14 protein-coding genes and 1 pseudogene are annotated in these 14,300 nt (G+C 70.9%); 5 read left to right on the top strand and 10 right to left on the bottom strand.

Translation table 11 applies throughout. From position 1 onward, the window contains the following. Positions 1 to 120 precede the first annotated feature (120 nt). The 5 genes from ACSMXV_RS27165 to sigE form a co-directional block, all read right to left on the bottom strand. Entirely contained in the window at positions 121 to 777 is a 657-nt protein-coding gene (locus ACSMXV_RS27165; protein WP_473179081.1) for a hypothetical protein, read from the bottom strand. Positions 778 to 998: 221 nt separating this feature from the next. After that, complete coding sequence (locus ACSMXV_RS27160; protein WP_473173846.1) at positions 999 to 1,445, bottom strand: sec-independent translocase; 447 nt, start codon at positions 1,443 to 1,445, stop codon at positions 999 to 1,001. A 243-nt stretch (positions 1,446 to 1,688) separates the two neighbouring features. Further along, a complete protein-coding gene (locus ACSMXV_RS27155; protein WP_473179080.1) occupies positions 1,689 to 3,296 on the bottom strand; it encodes a S1C family serine protease in 1,608 nt (535 codons plus the stop codon). A gap of 748 nt (positions 3,297 to 4,044) precedes the next feature. Beyond that, positions 4,045 to 4,992: an anti-sigma factor family protein gene (locus ACSMXV_RS27150; RefSeq protein WP_473173845.1), complete on the bottom strand. Its 948-nt coding sequence runs from the start codon at positions 4,990 to 4,992 to the stop codon at positions 4,045 to 4,047. Beyond that, entirely contained in the window at positions 4,989 to 5,795 is an 807-nt protein-coding gene (gene sigE, locus ACSMXV_RS27145; protein ID WP_473173844.1) for an RNA polymerase sigma factor SigE, read from the bottom strand. Before sigE ends, ACSMXV_RS27150 begins: the two co-directional genes overlap by 4 nt. A gap of 142 nt (positions 5,796 to 5,937) precedes the next feature. Here sigE and ACSMXV_RS27140 point away from each other — a divergent pair, with 142 nt between their 5' ends. Then, on the top strand, positions 5,938 to 6,636 hold the full coding sequence (locus tag ACSMXV_RS27140) for an O-methyltransferase (RefSeq protein WP_473179079.1): 699 nt from the start codon (positions 5,938 to 5,940) through the stop codon (positions 6,634 to 6,636). Between the two features lie 92 nt (positions 6,637 to 6,728). Here the strand turns inward: ACSMXV_RS27140 and ACSMXV_RS27135 are convergent, their stop codons facing one another. Next, positions 6,729 to 6,896 (bottom strand): DUF3117 domain-containing protein, encoded by a 168-nt coding sequence (locus ACSMXV_RS27135; protein ID WP_003966491.1) that lies wholly within the window; start codon positions 6,894 to 6,896, stop codon positions 6,729 to 6,731. 320 nt (positions 6,897 to 7,216) lie between these two features. Between ACSMXV_RS27135 and chcB the strand changes: the two genes are divergently transcribed. Next, complete coding sequence (chcB, locus tag ACSMXV_RS27130) at positions 7,217 to 8,020, top strand: 2-cyclohexenylcarbonyl CoA isomerase (protein ID WP_473173843.1); 804 nt, start codon at positions 7,217 to 7,219, stop codon at positions 8,018 to 8,020. A 120-nt stretch (positions 8,021 to 8,140) separates the two neighbouring features. Here the strand turns inward: chcB and ACSMXV_RS27125 are convergent, their stop codons facing one another. Together ACSMXV_RS27125 and ACSMXV_RS27120 are read right to left on the bottom strand one after the other, a co-directional pair. Beyond that, positions 8,141 to 8,767: a DNA-3-methyladenine glycosylase I gene (locus tag ACSMXV_RS27125; RefSeq protein WP_473173842.1), complete on the bottom strand. Its 627-nt coding sequence runs from the start codon at positions 8,765 to 8,767 to the stop codon at positions 8,141 to 8,143. Between the two features lie 212 nt (positions 8,768 to 8,979). Next, positions 8,980 to 9,297, bottom strand: a pseudogene (locus ACSMXV_RS27120) (DivIVA domain-containing protein); the annotation flags it as partial. 256 nt (positions 9,298 to 9,553) lie between these two features. On the opposite strand from ACSMXV_RS27120, the gene folP reads away from it, so the two are divergent. Next, a complete protein-coding gene (gene folP, locus ACSMXV_RS27115) occupies positions 9,554 to 10,414 on the top strand; it encodes a dihydropteroate synthase (protein WP_473173841.1) in 861 nt (286 codons plus the stop codon). Between the two features lie 2 nt (positions 10,415 to 10,416). Here the strand turns inward: folP and ACSMXV_RS27110 are convergent, their stop codons facing one another. Together ACSMXV_RS27110 and dapE are read right to left on the bottom strand one after the other, a co-directional pair. Next, the gene (locus ACSMXV_RS27110; RefSeq protein ID WP_473173840.1) at positions 10,417 to 11,169 is read right to left on the bottom strand and encodes an LOG family protein; all 753 of its coding nucleotides are present in this window, start codon (positions 11,167 to 11,169) and stop codon (positions 10,417 to 10,419) included. 261 nt (positions 11,170 to 11,430) lie between these two features. After that, positions 11,431 to 12,510: a succinyl-diaminopimelate desuccinylase gene (gene dapE / locus ACSMXV_RS27105; RefSeq protein WP_473173839.1), complete on the bottom strand. Its 1,080-nt coding sequence runs from the start codon at positions 12,508 to 12,510 to the stop codon at positions 11,431 to 11,433. Positions 12,511 to 12,664: 154 nt separating this feature from the next. Here dapE and ACSMXV_RS27100 point away from each other — a divergent pair, with 154 nt between their 5' ends. Continuing rightward, on the top strand, positions 12,665 to 13,624 hold the full coding sequence (locus ACSMXV_RS27100; RefSeq protein ID WP_473179078.1) for a VldE C-terminal domain-containing protein: 960 nt from the start codon (positions 12,665 to 12,667) through the stop codon (positions 13,622 to 13,624). A gap of 315 nt (positions 13,625 to 13,939) precedes the next feature. Then, positions 13,940 to 14,236, top strand: a complete 297-nt coding sequence (locus tag ACSMXV_RS27095; protein WP_473173838.1) for an ATP-binding protein — start codon at positions 13,940 to 13,942, stop codon at positions 14,234 to 14,236. Positions 14,237 to 14,300: the final 64 nt, after the last annotated feature.

The raw sequence follows: 14,300 nt of genomic DNA, 5'->3' as shown, positions 1-14,300 counted from the left end.
CACACCGCTTGCCGTTGCGGACGTAGCCGTTGTGGGCGGCACCGCCGTGGTGGGTCGCCCAGTTGAAACGGAAGGGGGCGCCGTCACAAGACGGCGCCCCTCTTCGGCTCAGCCCACCGCTCAGGCGTATGTCGTGATGTCCTTGATCATCGAGAACCCCACCCCATACGCACTCATCCCCCGCCCATACGCCCCCACATGCACCCCTTCCGGCGTGGACCCGGCCAGCACCCACCCGAACTCGGACTCGCGGTAGTGGAACGGCGTCGGCACCCCGTCGACCGGCAGCGACAGCGTCGACCACGCGGCCCCCGTGAGGTCGTCCGCGAGCGCCCACGCGGTCTCCGTCTGCTGCTCCAGCCAGTCGTCACGCAGCGTGTGGTCCATCTGGGCCGGCCAGGTGAACGACAGCAGACCGACCCCGGCGAGCCAGGCCGCGGAGGACACCGAGGTCGCCTCGAGCACCCCCGTCCCGTCGGCGCTGCGCCGTACGGGGTTCGCCGCGATGGTCACCACGACCGTGAAGCGCTCCTTGCCCTCCGCGGCATCGCCGCGCACGGTGGGCTCGTCGCCATGGGCGATCGAACCGTGTTCCACGGAACCGTCGGCGGCGGTGCCGACCCCCAGCAGCCGACGCGGACCTGTGAAGGCCTCGTCCAGGCCGTACCAGGGGAAGGGCGCCAGCAGGAAATCTTCGACCGTCTCCCGGTCGGCGAGGGCCTGTTGTCCACCCTCCACGGTCGGCTGCTGCGCGCCTACCCGACTTGTCGTCTCCATCTGGCCGGACGCCTCCTCGCTCTCGTCGGACCAGGGCGGCCCGCCCCCCACGGGCGACCTCACGTCCAGTCCGTACAACAACAAGGCAGGATAGCCACACCGGTTCCGGGAGTGCGGTATGCCGGAAATACGTGGGTCGTACCGGTCGAAAGGTTTATAGACCGAATGGCGTACCGGACAAACCGGGCGCGGGGCGCACGGGCCGCGCCGCGCGCACCGGCTCAGGTCGCGTCGGCGTCGAAGGGCGGGCGCTCGTCCCGTTCGAGGCTCTGGCGCTTCTTGGTCATGTCGACGCTGCCGCCGGCGGCCCCCGACGAACCGGACGATGCGGTGCCGGAGTCGCTGTCGCGGCCGTGCACGGCGTCCGTGACCTCGGCCATCTCCTTCTTGAGGTCGAAGCCGTTACGGATCTCCTTCAGCCCCAGGTCGTCGTTGTCCAGCTGCTTGCGGATGAACGTCTTGGGGTTGAGGTCCTCGAACTCGAAGTCCTTGAACTCCGGGCCCAGTTCCTCCCGGATGTCCTGCTTGGCGCTCTCCGAGAACTCACGGATCTTACGGACGGTCCGCGAGACGTCCTGGATCATTTTGGGGAGCTTGTCCGGGCCGAAGACGAGCACGGCAAGGACGACGAGCGTCACCAGCTCGAGTGGCCCTATGTCATTGAACACCTTCAGCTCCTTGCGATGTCCTCGGCCCGCGGCAGGTCGTGCGTGGTCCGGACCGGCTCCACGGTACCCGCCGATCCTGTCGATCCGGTACTGTCCCGGGCGCCCCGGATTGATATGCACGGCCGATTCGCGGGGAATTCACAGCCGGCTCCCAGACACCGCCCGGACGGCCGCCGTCAGCCGGTGTCTGCTCGAACGACCGCCGGACAGCCCTCGGGCAGCCGTCGGTCGTCCGGGCGGCCCTCAGTCGCCCTCCGACGAGCCGAGCACCAGTGTGACCTTCTTCTCATTTCCGTCGCGCTTCAGGGTCAGCTCCAGGCGGTCGCCGGGGCGATGGGCGCGGATCTTCACGATGAGCTCCTCGCCCGAGTGAACGCGCTGGCCGTCGACCTCGGTGATGACGTCGCCCGCCGCGATCCCCGCCTTGTCGCCGGGGCCGCTCTCGTTGACCGGCGGGCCGCCGTCGTTGCCCTTCGCGGCGACGCGGGCGCCGTCGCCCGAGTAGTCCATGTCGAGCGTGACGCCGATCACAGGATGCGTCGCCTTGCCGGTGTTGATGAGCTCCTCGGCGACGCGCTTGCCCTGGTTGATGGGGATCGCGAAGCCCAGCCCGATCGAGCCGGCCTGGCCGCCGTCCAGACCCGATCCGCTGTCGGCGGACCGGATGGCGCTGTTGATGCCGATGACGCGGGCCCTGGAGTCAACCAGAGGTCCGCCCGAATTGCCGGGGTTGATGGGGGCGTCCGTCTGCAGGGCGTCGACGTACGAGATGTCGCTGCCGTCGCCCTTCTCGCCGCCCGCCGTGATGGGCCGCTCCTTGGCGCTGATGATGCCGGACGTCACGGTGTTGGCCAGGTCGAAGGGGGCGCCGATGGCCACGACCGGATCGCCGACCCGGACGTTGTCTGAGTTCCCGAGCGGCAGCGGCTTGAGGCCGCTCACACCGGAGACCCTGACGACGGCGAGGTCGTAGCCGCTGTCGCGTCCCACGACCTCCGCCTGGGCGGTCTGGCCCCCGCTGAACGTCACCGTTATGTCGCCGCCTGTGCCCGCGGGCTCCACGACGTGGTTGTTGGTGAGGATGTGGCCCTTGTCGTCGAGGACGAACCCGGTGCCGGTGCCCTGCTCCTCGGCGCCGCTCACATGGAGCGTCACGACGCTGGGCAGCGCGCTGGCCGCGATTCCGGCGACGCTGCCCGGGGCACGGTCCGGTGACTCCGCGCCGACTTGCGGGAGTTGGACCTCGCTCACTCCGCCGTTGCGCTCCAGGTAGGCACCGATCGCGCCGCCCACACCGCCCGATACGAGAGCGATGAGCGCGGACCCGATGACCAGTACCCTCGTGGCCCGCTTCCGCCGCTGCTCCGGGGACACCTGCACGGATCCGTTCTGCTGCAGCGGCGCGGCCCGCCAGGGGTCGTACTGCTGCCAGGGCCCACCCGAAACGCTTGTGGGATGGGGTTGGGGCTGGGGGCCCTGAGGGATGTGGGGCTGGGGCTCCCGGGGCTGCTGGCCGTGAGGGATGTGGGGCTGGGGTGCTGGCACGGCGTCGTGCACCGATGCGTGCTGCGGCACTTCCCCTTGCGGCAACGTTTGTTGGGGGACGGGACCTTGGGGCGGCGCTTGCTGCGGGATCGGGGGCTGCGGCGGGACCTGTTGCGGGACAGGGCCCTGCGGCGGCATCTGCTGCGGGACGGATGCCTGCGGCGCCACCTGCTGCGGCACGGGACCTTGCGGCGGCACCTGCTGCGGGACAGGGCCCTGCGGCCGCACCTGCGGCGCCACGGAGCCCTGGGCAAGGTGGTGCTCCGGGTGGTGCGGGGGCTGCGGGCCGGGTCCCCGCGCGGGCACGGCCGACGACGGACCGCCGTACGGAGGCGTGGGACTGCCGTACGGAGGCGTGGGACTGCCGTACGGAGGTGTGGGAGTGTCATGCGCGGCGGTACTGAGCGCCTGGGCGTCATGGCCCGAGGTGCCGTACGCCGCGGTGCCCTGTGCCGGGTCCCGATCGTTCACCGCACTAGCATCATTCACCGCACTAGCGGCATCGGCGCCCACGGCCTCGGACGCGTCCCCGCTGCCCGGGCCCTCTGGCACGGCCACGACCGCCGCCTCGGTGCGGTCCACGCCCAGCGCCGGGGACGACCCGTTGCCCATCCCCTGCGGGGACGACTCGCTGCCCATCACCGGAGCGGACGACTCACCGCCCAACGCCTGCGGGGACGACTCACCGCCCGGCACCCGCGGCTCGGCACCCCCGCCGGAGCCCTCCGAAACATGCCCGCCACCCGGCCCTTGTCGTACGTCACCGCCCGCCGCCTGCGGCTCGGCGCCGGCGCCCGGCTCATGTGGCCGGGGGCGGCTCCACCACTTCGGCTTCGTGGGCTTCCCCTCGTCCATGCTCTCCCCACACCCCGGCCCGCGGCGGTCCGCGGGCAGCGCCGCGGTGATCACCGCGGACCGAAATCGTCAACTCCGCGCACGTCGATGTCCATACCGGCGCGGCCCACCCCGCGATTCAACCAGGTTCAGGCGCCCCGGCGCAGAGCAAGGTTGAGCCCGGACTCAGAGCGAGAGGTGCCGTGGCGCAGAGCAGGGGTCAGCCAAGGGGTGCCGTAGACGTACCGGTCGACGAGGGTGCCGGCACCGGCGTCGCGGCAAGCTCCCACACCGGACTCGTGGGGCCCATGAGCGCCGCGGGTGCGTCAGCCGTCGCCATGAGGGCGGGCGGCACCGGACGTATGAGCGGGGACATGGCGGCGCCACCGGCCATGAGCGGCGCCATGAGCGGGTGCAGTGTCTGCCCTGTGCCGAGCCCCGTACCGAAAGCCGGTGAGGGCGGCCCGGGCAGCAGCGGGGCACCGATCCCCGTGGAGTCCACCGGACCCGAGAGGGCACCGCCCAGCCGCTGTCCCTGCCCCAGCAGGGGACCGTTGTTGCGGCGACGCAGGGAATCGGGAGCACCGACGACGCCCGCACTCTGCGTACGGACCGGTGTCACATTGGAGCCGGGGCCCGATCCGCCACGGGGGTCGGCGGTCCCCGCCGGCTCGCCCGCGGACACCCCGCCCAGCGCGATCGCGGCCAGCGACACCGCACCGGCGGCGGCGAAGGCGAACCGCCGTCCGCGCGACGCGGAGCGGCTGTCGTGACGGCCTACGTCATGGATGCGGAAGCCACGGTCCTCGCCGGGGAGCAACCCGGCGTGGCCAGCCGAGGGGACGTACCGGAAGGACGCCCCTTGCCTTACTCCGAAGACTCCGTTCCCCCCGAGGCCTCCCCCGCCGAAGGGATCTCCTTCGCTGTCATCACCTCCGGGCAGCCCCTGAAGGCGTGCGAGGAAGGTTTCGGAGGGCGGCGGAGGGGCGGCTTCCGCGAAGACGTTCTTCAGCCGTCGCTGGGCGTCGGCCTCGGCCTTGCATTTCGGACAGGTGGCGAGATGTGCGAGCACACGCTCGCGTGCGTCATGGCCGAGCTCGCCGTCGACGAGGGCGGCGAGCCGGTCTCCGAGATGCTGCTCTGCGGGGGTCGGACGTGATCCACTCACGCGGTCGCGCCCCCTCCCCCCAGAGCGGGGACTGCGGTCGCGGCGACGGAGCGACGCTCCGCACGCGCCTCGGGCGACCGGTGCTTGAGGGCCTTGCGCAGCTGCGAGCGGCCACGGTGGATCCGGCTGCGGACGGTACCGAGCTTGACGCCCAGAGTCGCGGCGATCTCCTCGTACGACAGGCCTTCGATGTCGCACAGCACGACGGCGGCGCGGAACTCGGGCGCCAGGGTGTCCAGGGCCTGCTGGACATCGGCGTCGAAGTGCGTGTCGTGGAAGGCCTGCTGCGGAGTGGGCTCGCGGCTGGGCAGCCGCTCCGCCGCGTCCTCGCCGAGGGCGTCGAACCGGATGCGCTGCTTGCGGCGGACCATGTCCAGGAACAGGTTCGTCGTGATGCGGTGCAGCCAGCCCTCGAAGGTGCCCGGCGTGTATGTCGACAGGGAGCGGAAGACGCGGACGAAGACCTCCTGGGTGAGGTCCTCGGCGTCGTGCTGGTTCCCGGTCAGACGGTACGCCAGCCGGTAGACCCGCCCGCTGTGGGTGCTGACGATCTCCTCCCAGGTGGGCGGGGTCCACGCCTGGGAATCCGCGTCGGCGGCGAAGGTCGCGGTCTGAGCGGATTCAGCGGTGGACGCACCTCCCATGCCCTTGAAGGGCTGGGTGCGGAATCGGTCAGCGGTGTCAATCACGGATTTCGGCTCACCCGCCGACCTGAGAAAGCGCCGAAACGCTCTTCTCCGATCCACAGGCGCAGCCGCACCTCCCCTGTCGGCTCTGGTGGTGTCCAGTGGAGCCCCTACCATAGCCACCTCGCCCGTTAGCTCCGTATAAGCGCTTTTCCGTGAATTTGGTGTGCGCTTCTGGTCTTGCGTCTGGACTTGCTTGCCGTCCTGATCCATCCGCTTGCCCCCCGTTCCCTTCCCACCCCTCTAAACGCCCGGTCCCATCTGCGGGTTCCCGGGGCCAACGGCTACAGTCACGGCCAGGCAACTACGGGGACAGGAGAGGGCCATTACCGGCTACCGGCAGACGAGCTGGGCGTTCGCCGACGCCTATGTCGCCGAGGACGAGGCACTGCTCTGGGCCCGCGACCGGGCCCAGGACGCAGGGCTGCGCCCGGTGTCGCCCAGCACGGGCGCCGCGCTGCGGATGCTCGCCGCCACCGTGGGCGCCAAGGCCGTGGCCGAAATCGGCACCGGGACCGGCGTGTCCGGAATCCATCTGCTGCACGGGATGCGCTCCGACGGAGTTCTGACCACGGTGGACCCCGAGCCTGAGCGCCAGCAGTTCGCCCGCCAGGCCTTCCGCGCCGCCGGTTTCGCCGGCAACCGGGCCCGGTTCATCCCCGGCCGCGCCCTCGACGTACTGCCGCGGCTCGCGGACAGCGGCTATGACCTCGTCTTCTGCGACGGCGACCGCATGGAGTACCTCGACTATCTCGCTGAATCGTTGCGGCTCCTGCGCCCCGGCGGTCTCGTCTGTTTCGAGGGCGTTTTCTCCGACGGCCGGACGATCGGCCCCGGCCCGCAGCCGGCCGAGGTGCTGCGCCAGCGTGAGTTGCTGCGCGCGGTGAGGGAGAGCCAGGACCTGGTGTCTTCGCTGCTGCCGGTGGGCGACGGGCTGCTCTGCGCGGTCAAGAAATAGCGGTCAAGAAATAGGAAAGACCCCTGATACAGCTCCGCCCCGGCACGACGTACGATGCCGGGGCAGCTGCAAAAAGGTGCGGGCGTTCTACGTCAGCCGACGACCTTCTTGAGGGCGTCGCCGAGCGCGTCGGCCTCGTCCGGGGTCAGCTCGACGACAAGCCGTCCGCCGCCTTCGAGCGGAACGCGCATGACGATGCCCCGCCCCTCCTTGGTCACCTCGAGCGGGCCATCACCCGTCCGCGGCTTCATGGCCGCCATGCTCGTTCCCCTTCCTGAAACCGCTCATCGTCAGCCGTCGGCCCACGAAGGGCACGCCTCACCGGCCTCGAACACATTGCTTCCAGGCCATTATCCCGCATCTCAGGACCCGATGACCAACATCGGTAGGCATCGCTTGGGCAACGCACTTTCGCAAAACCACTCAATTCGGCGATGTGGTTGCGATACTGCTCCGAATCGCGCGTTCGGCCGGAGCGGAATTCTTTGACCCAGGTCACATGCCCACGCCGGATGATCTCCGACATGCTGTCCTGGGGCGCCGAGAACGACGCCCGAGCCGCTACCAGGAGGGGCCCGCCATGGCCGACACTGTGCTCTACGAAGTGCACGACGGACTCGCGACGATCACGCTGAACCGCCCAGAGGCGATGAACGCGCTGAACACCGAGACCAAGGCCGCCCTCCGGGACGCGGCCGAGTCGGCCGCCCGGGACGAGGCGGTCCGCGCCGTGCTGCTCACGGCCGCCGGGGACCGGGCGTTCTGCGTCGGCCAGGACCTCAAGGAGCACATCGGCCTGCTGGCCGCGGACCGCGAGGCGGGCACGGGCGCCACCATGAATACGGTCCGGGATCACTACAACCCCATCGTCCGGGCCCTCACGGGAATGCCGAAGCCCGTGGTGGCGGGCGTCAACGGCGTCGCCGCCGGCGCCGGCTTCGGCTTCGCCCTGGCCGCCGACTACCGCGTCGTAGCGGACACGGCGAGCTTCAACACCTCCTTCGCCGGGGTCGCGCTGACCGCCGACTCGGGCGTCTCCTGGACGCTGCCCCGGGTCGTCGGACCGGGCCGCGCCGCCGATCTGCTGCTCTTCCCCCGCACCATCAAGGCGCAGGAGGCGTACGAGCTGGGCATCGCGAGCCGCCTCGTACCGGCGGCCGACCTGGCCGCCGAGGCCCAGAAGGTGGCCCGGGCGCTGGCCGAGGGCCCGACGCTGGCGTATGCCGCGCTCAAGGAGTCGGTCGCGTACGGGGCGTCCCACTCGCTCGACGAGACGCTGGAGAAGGAGGACGAGCTCCAGACCCGGGCGGGCGGTTCCGAGGACCACGCGATCGCGGTCCAGGCCTTCGTGCAGAAGGCGAAGCCGACGTATCTCGGTCGCTAGGCAGGTGGGTGGCTGAGGGCGTGTGGGGCTCTCCCCGATCCCACCCCGTCCCGAAACTGGGTGGGTGGGCTCTGCCCCCAGACCCCCGATCGCCCTTCGGGCTCGCCCTCAAGCCCCCAGCTAACGCTGGGGGTGCCCCCAGGAGGTGCCCCCAGACGGGCTGAAGGACCCACCTCGCGCGACGCAGTCCGCCAGGTGGTCGTCGACCAGGCCGCAGGCCTGCATCAGCGCATACGCCGTAGTGGGGCCGATGAAGCGCAGGCCGCGCTTCTTGAGGGCCTTGGACAGCGCCGTCGACTCGTCCGTGACCGCGGGGACGTCCGCGAGGGAGCGCGGGACCTGGCGGGACGCCGGATCCGGTGCGAACGACCAGATCAGGGCGTCCAGCTCTCCAAGGGGCCAGTCGGCGAGCACGCGCGCGTTGGCGAGCGTCGCGTCGATCTTGGCGCCGTTGCGGATGATGCCCGGGTCTGCGAGCAGGCGCTCGCGGTCGGCGTCCGTGAAGGCCGCCACCGATGCGATCTTGAAGTCCGCGAAGGCGGCGCGGAAACCCTCGCGGCGGCGCAGGATGGTGATCCACGACAGCCCCGACTGGAACGCCTCCAGGCACAGCCGCTCGTACAGCGCGTCGTCGCCGTGGACCGGGCGGCCCCACTCCTCGTCGTGGTACGCCACATACTCCTCGGCGGACAGGGACCAGGGGCAGCGCAGCACTCCGTCGGGGCCTGCCAGCGCGGCGCCGGTCATCGGTCGTCCTCCGGCGTCGGACGGCCGGGGGTGTCCTCGGGGGCCTTGGCGCCGTACGGATCGGGCCCGGATCCGTACGGCTCGGACAGGCCGGGGCCGCCGGAGCCTGCGCGACCGCCGGGGCGCGCGAATCCGCCGGAAGGCTCTGCGAACCCGCCAGGACCAGTGAATCCGCCGGAGGGCTCAGCGAACCCGTTGGAGGGCTCTGCGAACCCGCCGGCGGAACGTGTGCGGGCGCCGGCCAGCGCCGTCTCGAGCTCCTCGATCCTCGCGTCACGCTCGGCCAGCTCGGCGCCGATGCGACCCAGCGCGTCGTCCACGTCCGCCATGCGGTAGCCGCGGACGGTCACCGGGAAGCGCAGCGATTCCACGTCGGCGCGGCCCACCGGGCGGTCCGGGGGCAGCGGGTCCGCGAGCCGCTCGGGTGGCGCCTCCGGCAGCGCGGCGCTGTCGCCGCCGCCCACGACGGCCAGCGTCACCGCCGCGACCACCACGACGAGCGCGATGACCAAGAACAAGAACAAGACCATCTCTCCGGGCCCCCACGCTCCGATGCCGACTGCTGAATACTGCTCGTACTGCCCATAACCGCTCGTACGACATATCCGTACGAAAAGCCCGCTCGGAATGTTCCGAGCGGAATGTCCCGAACGGAATGCCTGCGCAGACACCGCCGGCACGAAGCCAAGGCCTCGAAACCGTCAGAGTCCGATCGTGCCATGCGACGCTGACAGTTAAGGTCGCAGGCGGCCGAACAGGGAAATCCGATCAGGAGGGTCACAGGGGATGCTCAGGCTGGGCAGGCGCGAGTTCGAGGCGCACGAGCCGGTGATCATGGCGATCGTGAACCGGACCCCGGACTCCTTCTACGATCAGGGCGCCACGTTCCGGGACGAGCCCGCACTGGCCCGCGTAGAGCAGGCGGTGTCAGAGGGCGCTGCCATCATCGACATCGGTGGGGTAAAGGCCGGTCCCGGGGAGGAGGTCTCGGCCGAGGAGGAGGCGCGCCGCACGGTCGGCTTCGTGGCCGAGGTGCGCAGGCGGTTCCCCGACGTGATCATCAGCGTCGACACCTGGCGGCACGAGGTCGGCGAGGCGGTCTGCGGGGCGGGCGCGGATCTGCTGAACGACGCGTGGGGCGGAGTCGACCCGAAGCTGGCCGAGGTCGCGGCACGGCACGGCGTGGGCCTGGTGTGCACGCACGCGGGGGGCGTGCAGCCGCGGACGCGCCCGCACCGGACCGGGTACGACGACGTGATGGCCGACATCCTGCAGGTCACCCTGGGTCTGGCCGAGCGGGCGGTGGCGCTGGGGGTGCCTCGCGAGTCGGTGCTGATCGATCCGGGGCACGACTTCGGCAAGAACACCCGGCACAGCCTCGAGGCGACGCGCCGGCTGGGCGAGATGGTGGAGACGGGCTGGCCCGTGCTCGTCTCGCTGTCCAACAAGGACTTCGTCGGCGAGACCCTCGACAAGCCGGTCAAGGAGCGGGTCCTGGGCACCCTGGCGACGACGGCCGTCTCGGCGTGGCTGGGCGCCCAGGTCTATCGCGTGCACGAGGTGGCGGAGACGAAGCAGGTGCTGGACATGGTGGCGTCCATCGCGGGCCACCGGCCCCCGGCGGTCGCCCGCCGAGGGCTCGCCTGAGCTCAGCGGCCCACTTCCTTCGTCACCAGCCCCACCGCCTCCTCCACGTCGTCCGTGACGTGGAACAGCAGCAGATCGCGCTGGGACGCCTTGCCCTGCGAGATCACCGTGTTGTGCAGCCAGTCGACGAGTCCGCCCCAGTAGTACGAGCCGAACAGGACGATCGGGAAGCGGGTCACCTTGCGGGTCTGGACGAGGGTGAGCGCCTCGAACAGTTCGTCGAGGGTGCCGAACCCGCCGGGCAGGACCACGAACCCCTGCGCGTACTTCACGAACATCGTCTTGCGGACGAAGAAGTAGCGGAAGTTGACGCCGATGTCGACGTGCGGGTTCAGGCCCTCCTCGTAGGGGAGCTCGATGCCGAGGCCGACGGAGATGCCGCCCGCCTCCCGCGCTCCCTTGTTGGCGGCCTCCATCGCGCCGGGCCCGCCGCCCGTGATCACCGCGAAACCCGCCTCGGCGAGGCCCTTGCCGAGGCGTACACCGGCCTCGTACTCGGGTTCGCCCGGTCGTGTGCGCGCAGAGCCGAAGACGCTGATCGCGCTGGGAAGCTCGGCGAGGGCGCCGAAGCCTTCCACGAACTCCGACTGTATGCGCATGACCCGCCACGGATCGGTGTGCACCCAGTCGGAATCGCCGACGGTGTCCAGCAGCCGCTGATCGGTCGTGCCGGGCTTGACCTGCTGCCGTCGCCGCACCACCGGCCCGAGGCGCTGCTCCTCCGGTGGCGGACCCTGCCCTTCCGGACTCCCCATGTACGTCCCCTTCCGCTGACGGTCTTGCCGTATCAGCGTAGGTCCACGGGTGTTACGAATGCCGTAACACGGCATGTCCGACGAACTGCGGAGCGACACCAGGGACGGACCACGGGGACGGACCTCGGGGACGGGCCACGGTCAGTCCAAGGGACAGACCCCGGTCGGCCCCGGGCACAGACCAGGGTCGGCCCCGGGTACAGACCCCCGTCGGCCCCGGGGGACTGGCCCCGGGATGGCCCGCGGCCCGGCGAGGACCGCTCAGGCCGTCAGCCAGGCGCGCAGGCGCTCCTCGCCCGCGAGGATCTTCGCGGTCTCGACGCGCTCGTCGCGCTTGTGCGCCAGGTGCGGGTTGCCGGGACCGTAGTTGACGGCGGGGACGCCGAGGGCGCTGAAGCGGGAGACGTCGGTCCAGCCGTACTTGGGCTGCGGGGTCCCGCCGACGGCCTCGATGAAGGCCGCCGCGGCCGGGTGCGAGAGGCCGGGCAGCGCGCCGCCGCTGTGGTCGTCGACGACGAACTCCTCGACACCACAGTCCGCGAAGACCTCGCGCACATGTGCAAGGGCCTCTTCCTCACTGCGGTCCGGCGCGTACCGGAAGTTGACGGCGACGACGCACTCGTCAGGAATGACGTTGCCGGCCACGCCGCCCTCGATACGGACGGCGTTGAGGCCCTCGCGGTACTCGAGCCCGTCGATCACGGGGTAACGCGGCTCGTACGCGGCCAGGCGGGCGAGGATCGGGGCGGCCGCGTGGATGGCGTTGGACCCCATCCAGCTGCGCGCCGAGTGCGCCCGCTCCCCCTTGGTCTTCAGTAGGACGCGCAGCGTGCCCTGGCAGCCGCCCTCGACCTGCCCGTCGGAGGGCTCGAGGAGGATCGCAAAGTCACCCTCGAGCCAGTCGGGGTGGGCGTCAGCCACATGCCCCAGGCCGTTCAGATGGGCTTCGACCTCCTCGTTGTCGTAGAAGATGAACGTCAGATCACGATTGGGCTCGGGCACGGTGGCCGCGATGCGCAGCTGCACCGCCACGCCCGCCTTCATGTCGCAGGTTCCGCAGCCCCACAGCACGCCGTCCTCGTCGAGCCGGGACGGCACGTTGTCCGCGATCGGCACGGTGTCGATATGCCCGGCGAGGATCACCCGCTCCGAGCGTCCGAGATGCGTACGCGCCACCACGTTGTTGCCGTACCGGTCCACCGTGAGGTGCGGCAGCGCACGCAGCGCCGCCTCCACGGCGTCGGCGAGCGGCTTCTCCTGGCCGCTCTCGGACGGGAAGTCGACGAGCTGAGCGGTGAGCTTCGCGGCATCCAGCGTGAGGTCAAGCGGGGTGCTGTCCATGCTGTGACCCTAACGCCCAGGGCGTGACCGGCCTGTCGGCACCCTCGTGACTCTCCGGTACCGGCCCGTCAGCCCCCTTGTGACTCTCCAGTACCTTGTACGCGTGTCACAGCCACCCACCCTCGTACGGCGCGGCCGCCTCCTGCGTATCGGCATGGCTGTCGCGACCCTTCTCGCGCTCACGGCCTATCTGATCGTGCAGTACCTCTACGGGGACCGGGGCGCTCCGCGCTGCGAGGTCGTCGCGGGCGACGGCGACGGGGCGCCGTACGAGCTCACCCCCGAGCAGGCGGTGAACGCCGCGACGATCTCGGCGGTCGGCACCTCGCGCGGCATGCCGGAGCGGGCGGTGACGATCGCGCTGGCCACCGCGCTCCAGGAGTCCGCGCTGCGCAACATCAGCCACGGCGACCGGGATTCGCTCGGCCTGTTCCAGCAGAGGCCCTCGCAGGGCTGGGGGACGCCGAAAGAGATCATGGACCCGGCCTACTCGGCGGGAGAGTTCTACGAGCACCTGGCCAAGGTCCCTGGATATTCGCGGCTCCCGCTGACGGTCGCCGCGCAGCGCGTGCAGCGCAGCGGCTATCCACAGGCGTACGCGAAGCACGAGCCGGATGCCACGCTGCTGGCGGCCGCGCTGACCGGCCGCGCTGCCGCGTCCCTGACCTGCACGACGGGTCCGGCTACCGAGGCCGCCGACCCGTCGCGGGTGCGCACGGCCCTCGTACGCGACTTCGGTACGGACGTGCTGCAGGACAGCGCCGCGACCGTGTCGGACAGAGCCGCAGCCTCGCCGTCTGCGTCACCGTCGGCCCGCGAGAGCGGCACCGTGGTCGTGCCGGTCGCCTCGACCGCGTCGTCCGCGGGCGGGGCCGCCCAGCGGCGCGGCTGGGAGCTCGCGCACTGGGCCGTGGCCAACGCGTCCGCGCTGGGTATCGACCGGGTCTCGTATGCGGGCCGGGTGTGGACCGCCGAGGACTCCGAGGACGGGTGGCGCACGGAGGAGTCGGCCGGCGACAGCGCGCTCGGCGACACCTCCGACGGTGCCGGTCAGCGCACCGCGGGCAGCGGCGGGAAGGCCGTCGACGAGGTTCGCATCGTGTGCGGCCAGTAGTTCGGACCCTCACCCGTGAGGGGCGCTCCGGCCACGTCCCGCAGATGCTTTGGCCTGCGATCGCACCGACGGCCGACACCCTTGAGAACACAGCGGAGTAAGGAATCAGCAGCGGGTTCGGATAGTAATGATTTGCCCGCTTTTATCCCGAGCCGATAATGCGACGCATTGCCAACTCTTTACGTTGGGTCACCGCAACCTTCGCGGTCTTCGAGCGGTAGTCACTGCGTCCGAGCGCCGGGGGCGATCAAGCGGATCGGCCCGCCGAACCGGCCGGGACTCCTCGACGTTTCTCTTCCGTTCTTAAGGAGCACCATGTCCCTCCCTCTGACCCGTCGGATCGCCCGTGCCGCGCTGCTCGTCGCTGCGGGAGCGGCGCCCGTGGTCGGTGCGGCCGGCTCCGCCAGCGCCGTTGACCTTCCCACCGCCGCGCCCAGCCTGAGCGGGCTGACCGCGCTCGACGCCGGCGCCGTCGAGTCCGTCGCGCCTGCTGCCGAGTCCACCGTTGCGCCCGTTGTGGGGCAGGCGGAGGGGGCGGTCGGGGACGCCGTTGGGTCCACGGCGGGCCTGCCTGCAGTGCCGCTGCCGGGTGCCGAGCTGCCGCTCGGCTGAGCGCCTCGGTTTTTACGCGAAGGGGTCCAGGAAGCTTGAGGCTTCCTGGACCCCTTCGCGTCCG

This window comes from Streptomyces sp. DSM 42067 (assembly GCF_055792885.1).
The sequence above is the reverse complement of the archived record's forward strand: the minus strand, read 5'-3'. Positions and strand labels throughout refer to the sequence as shown.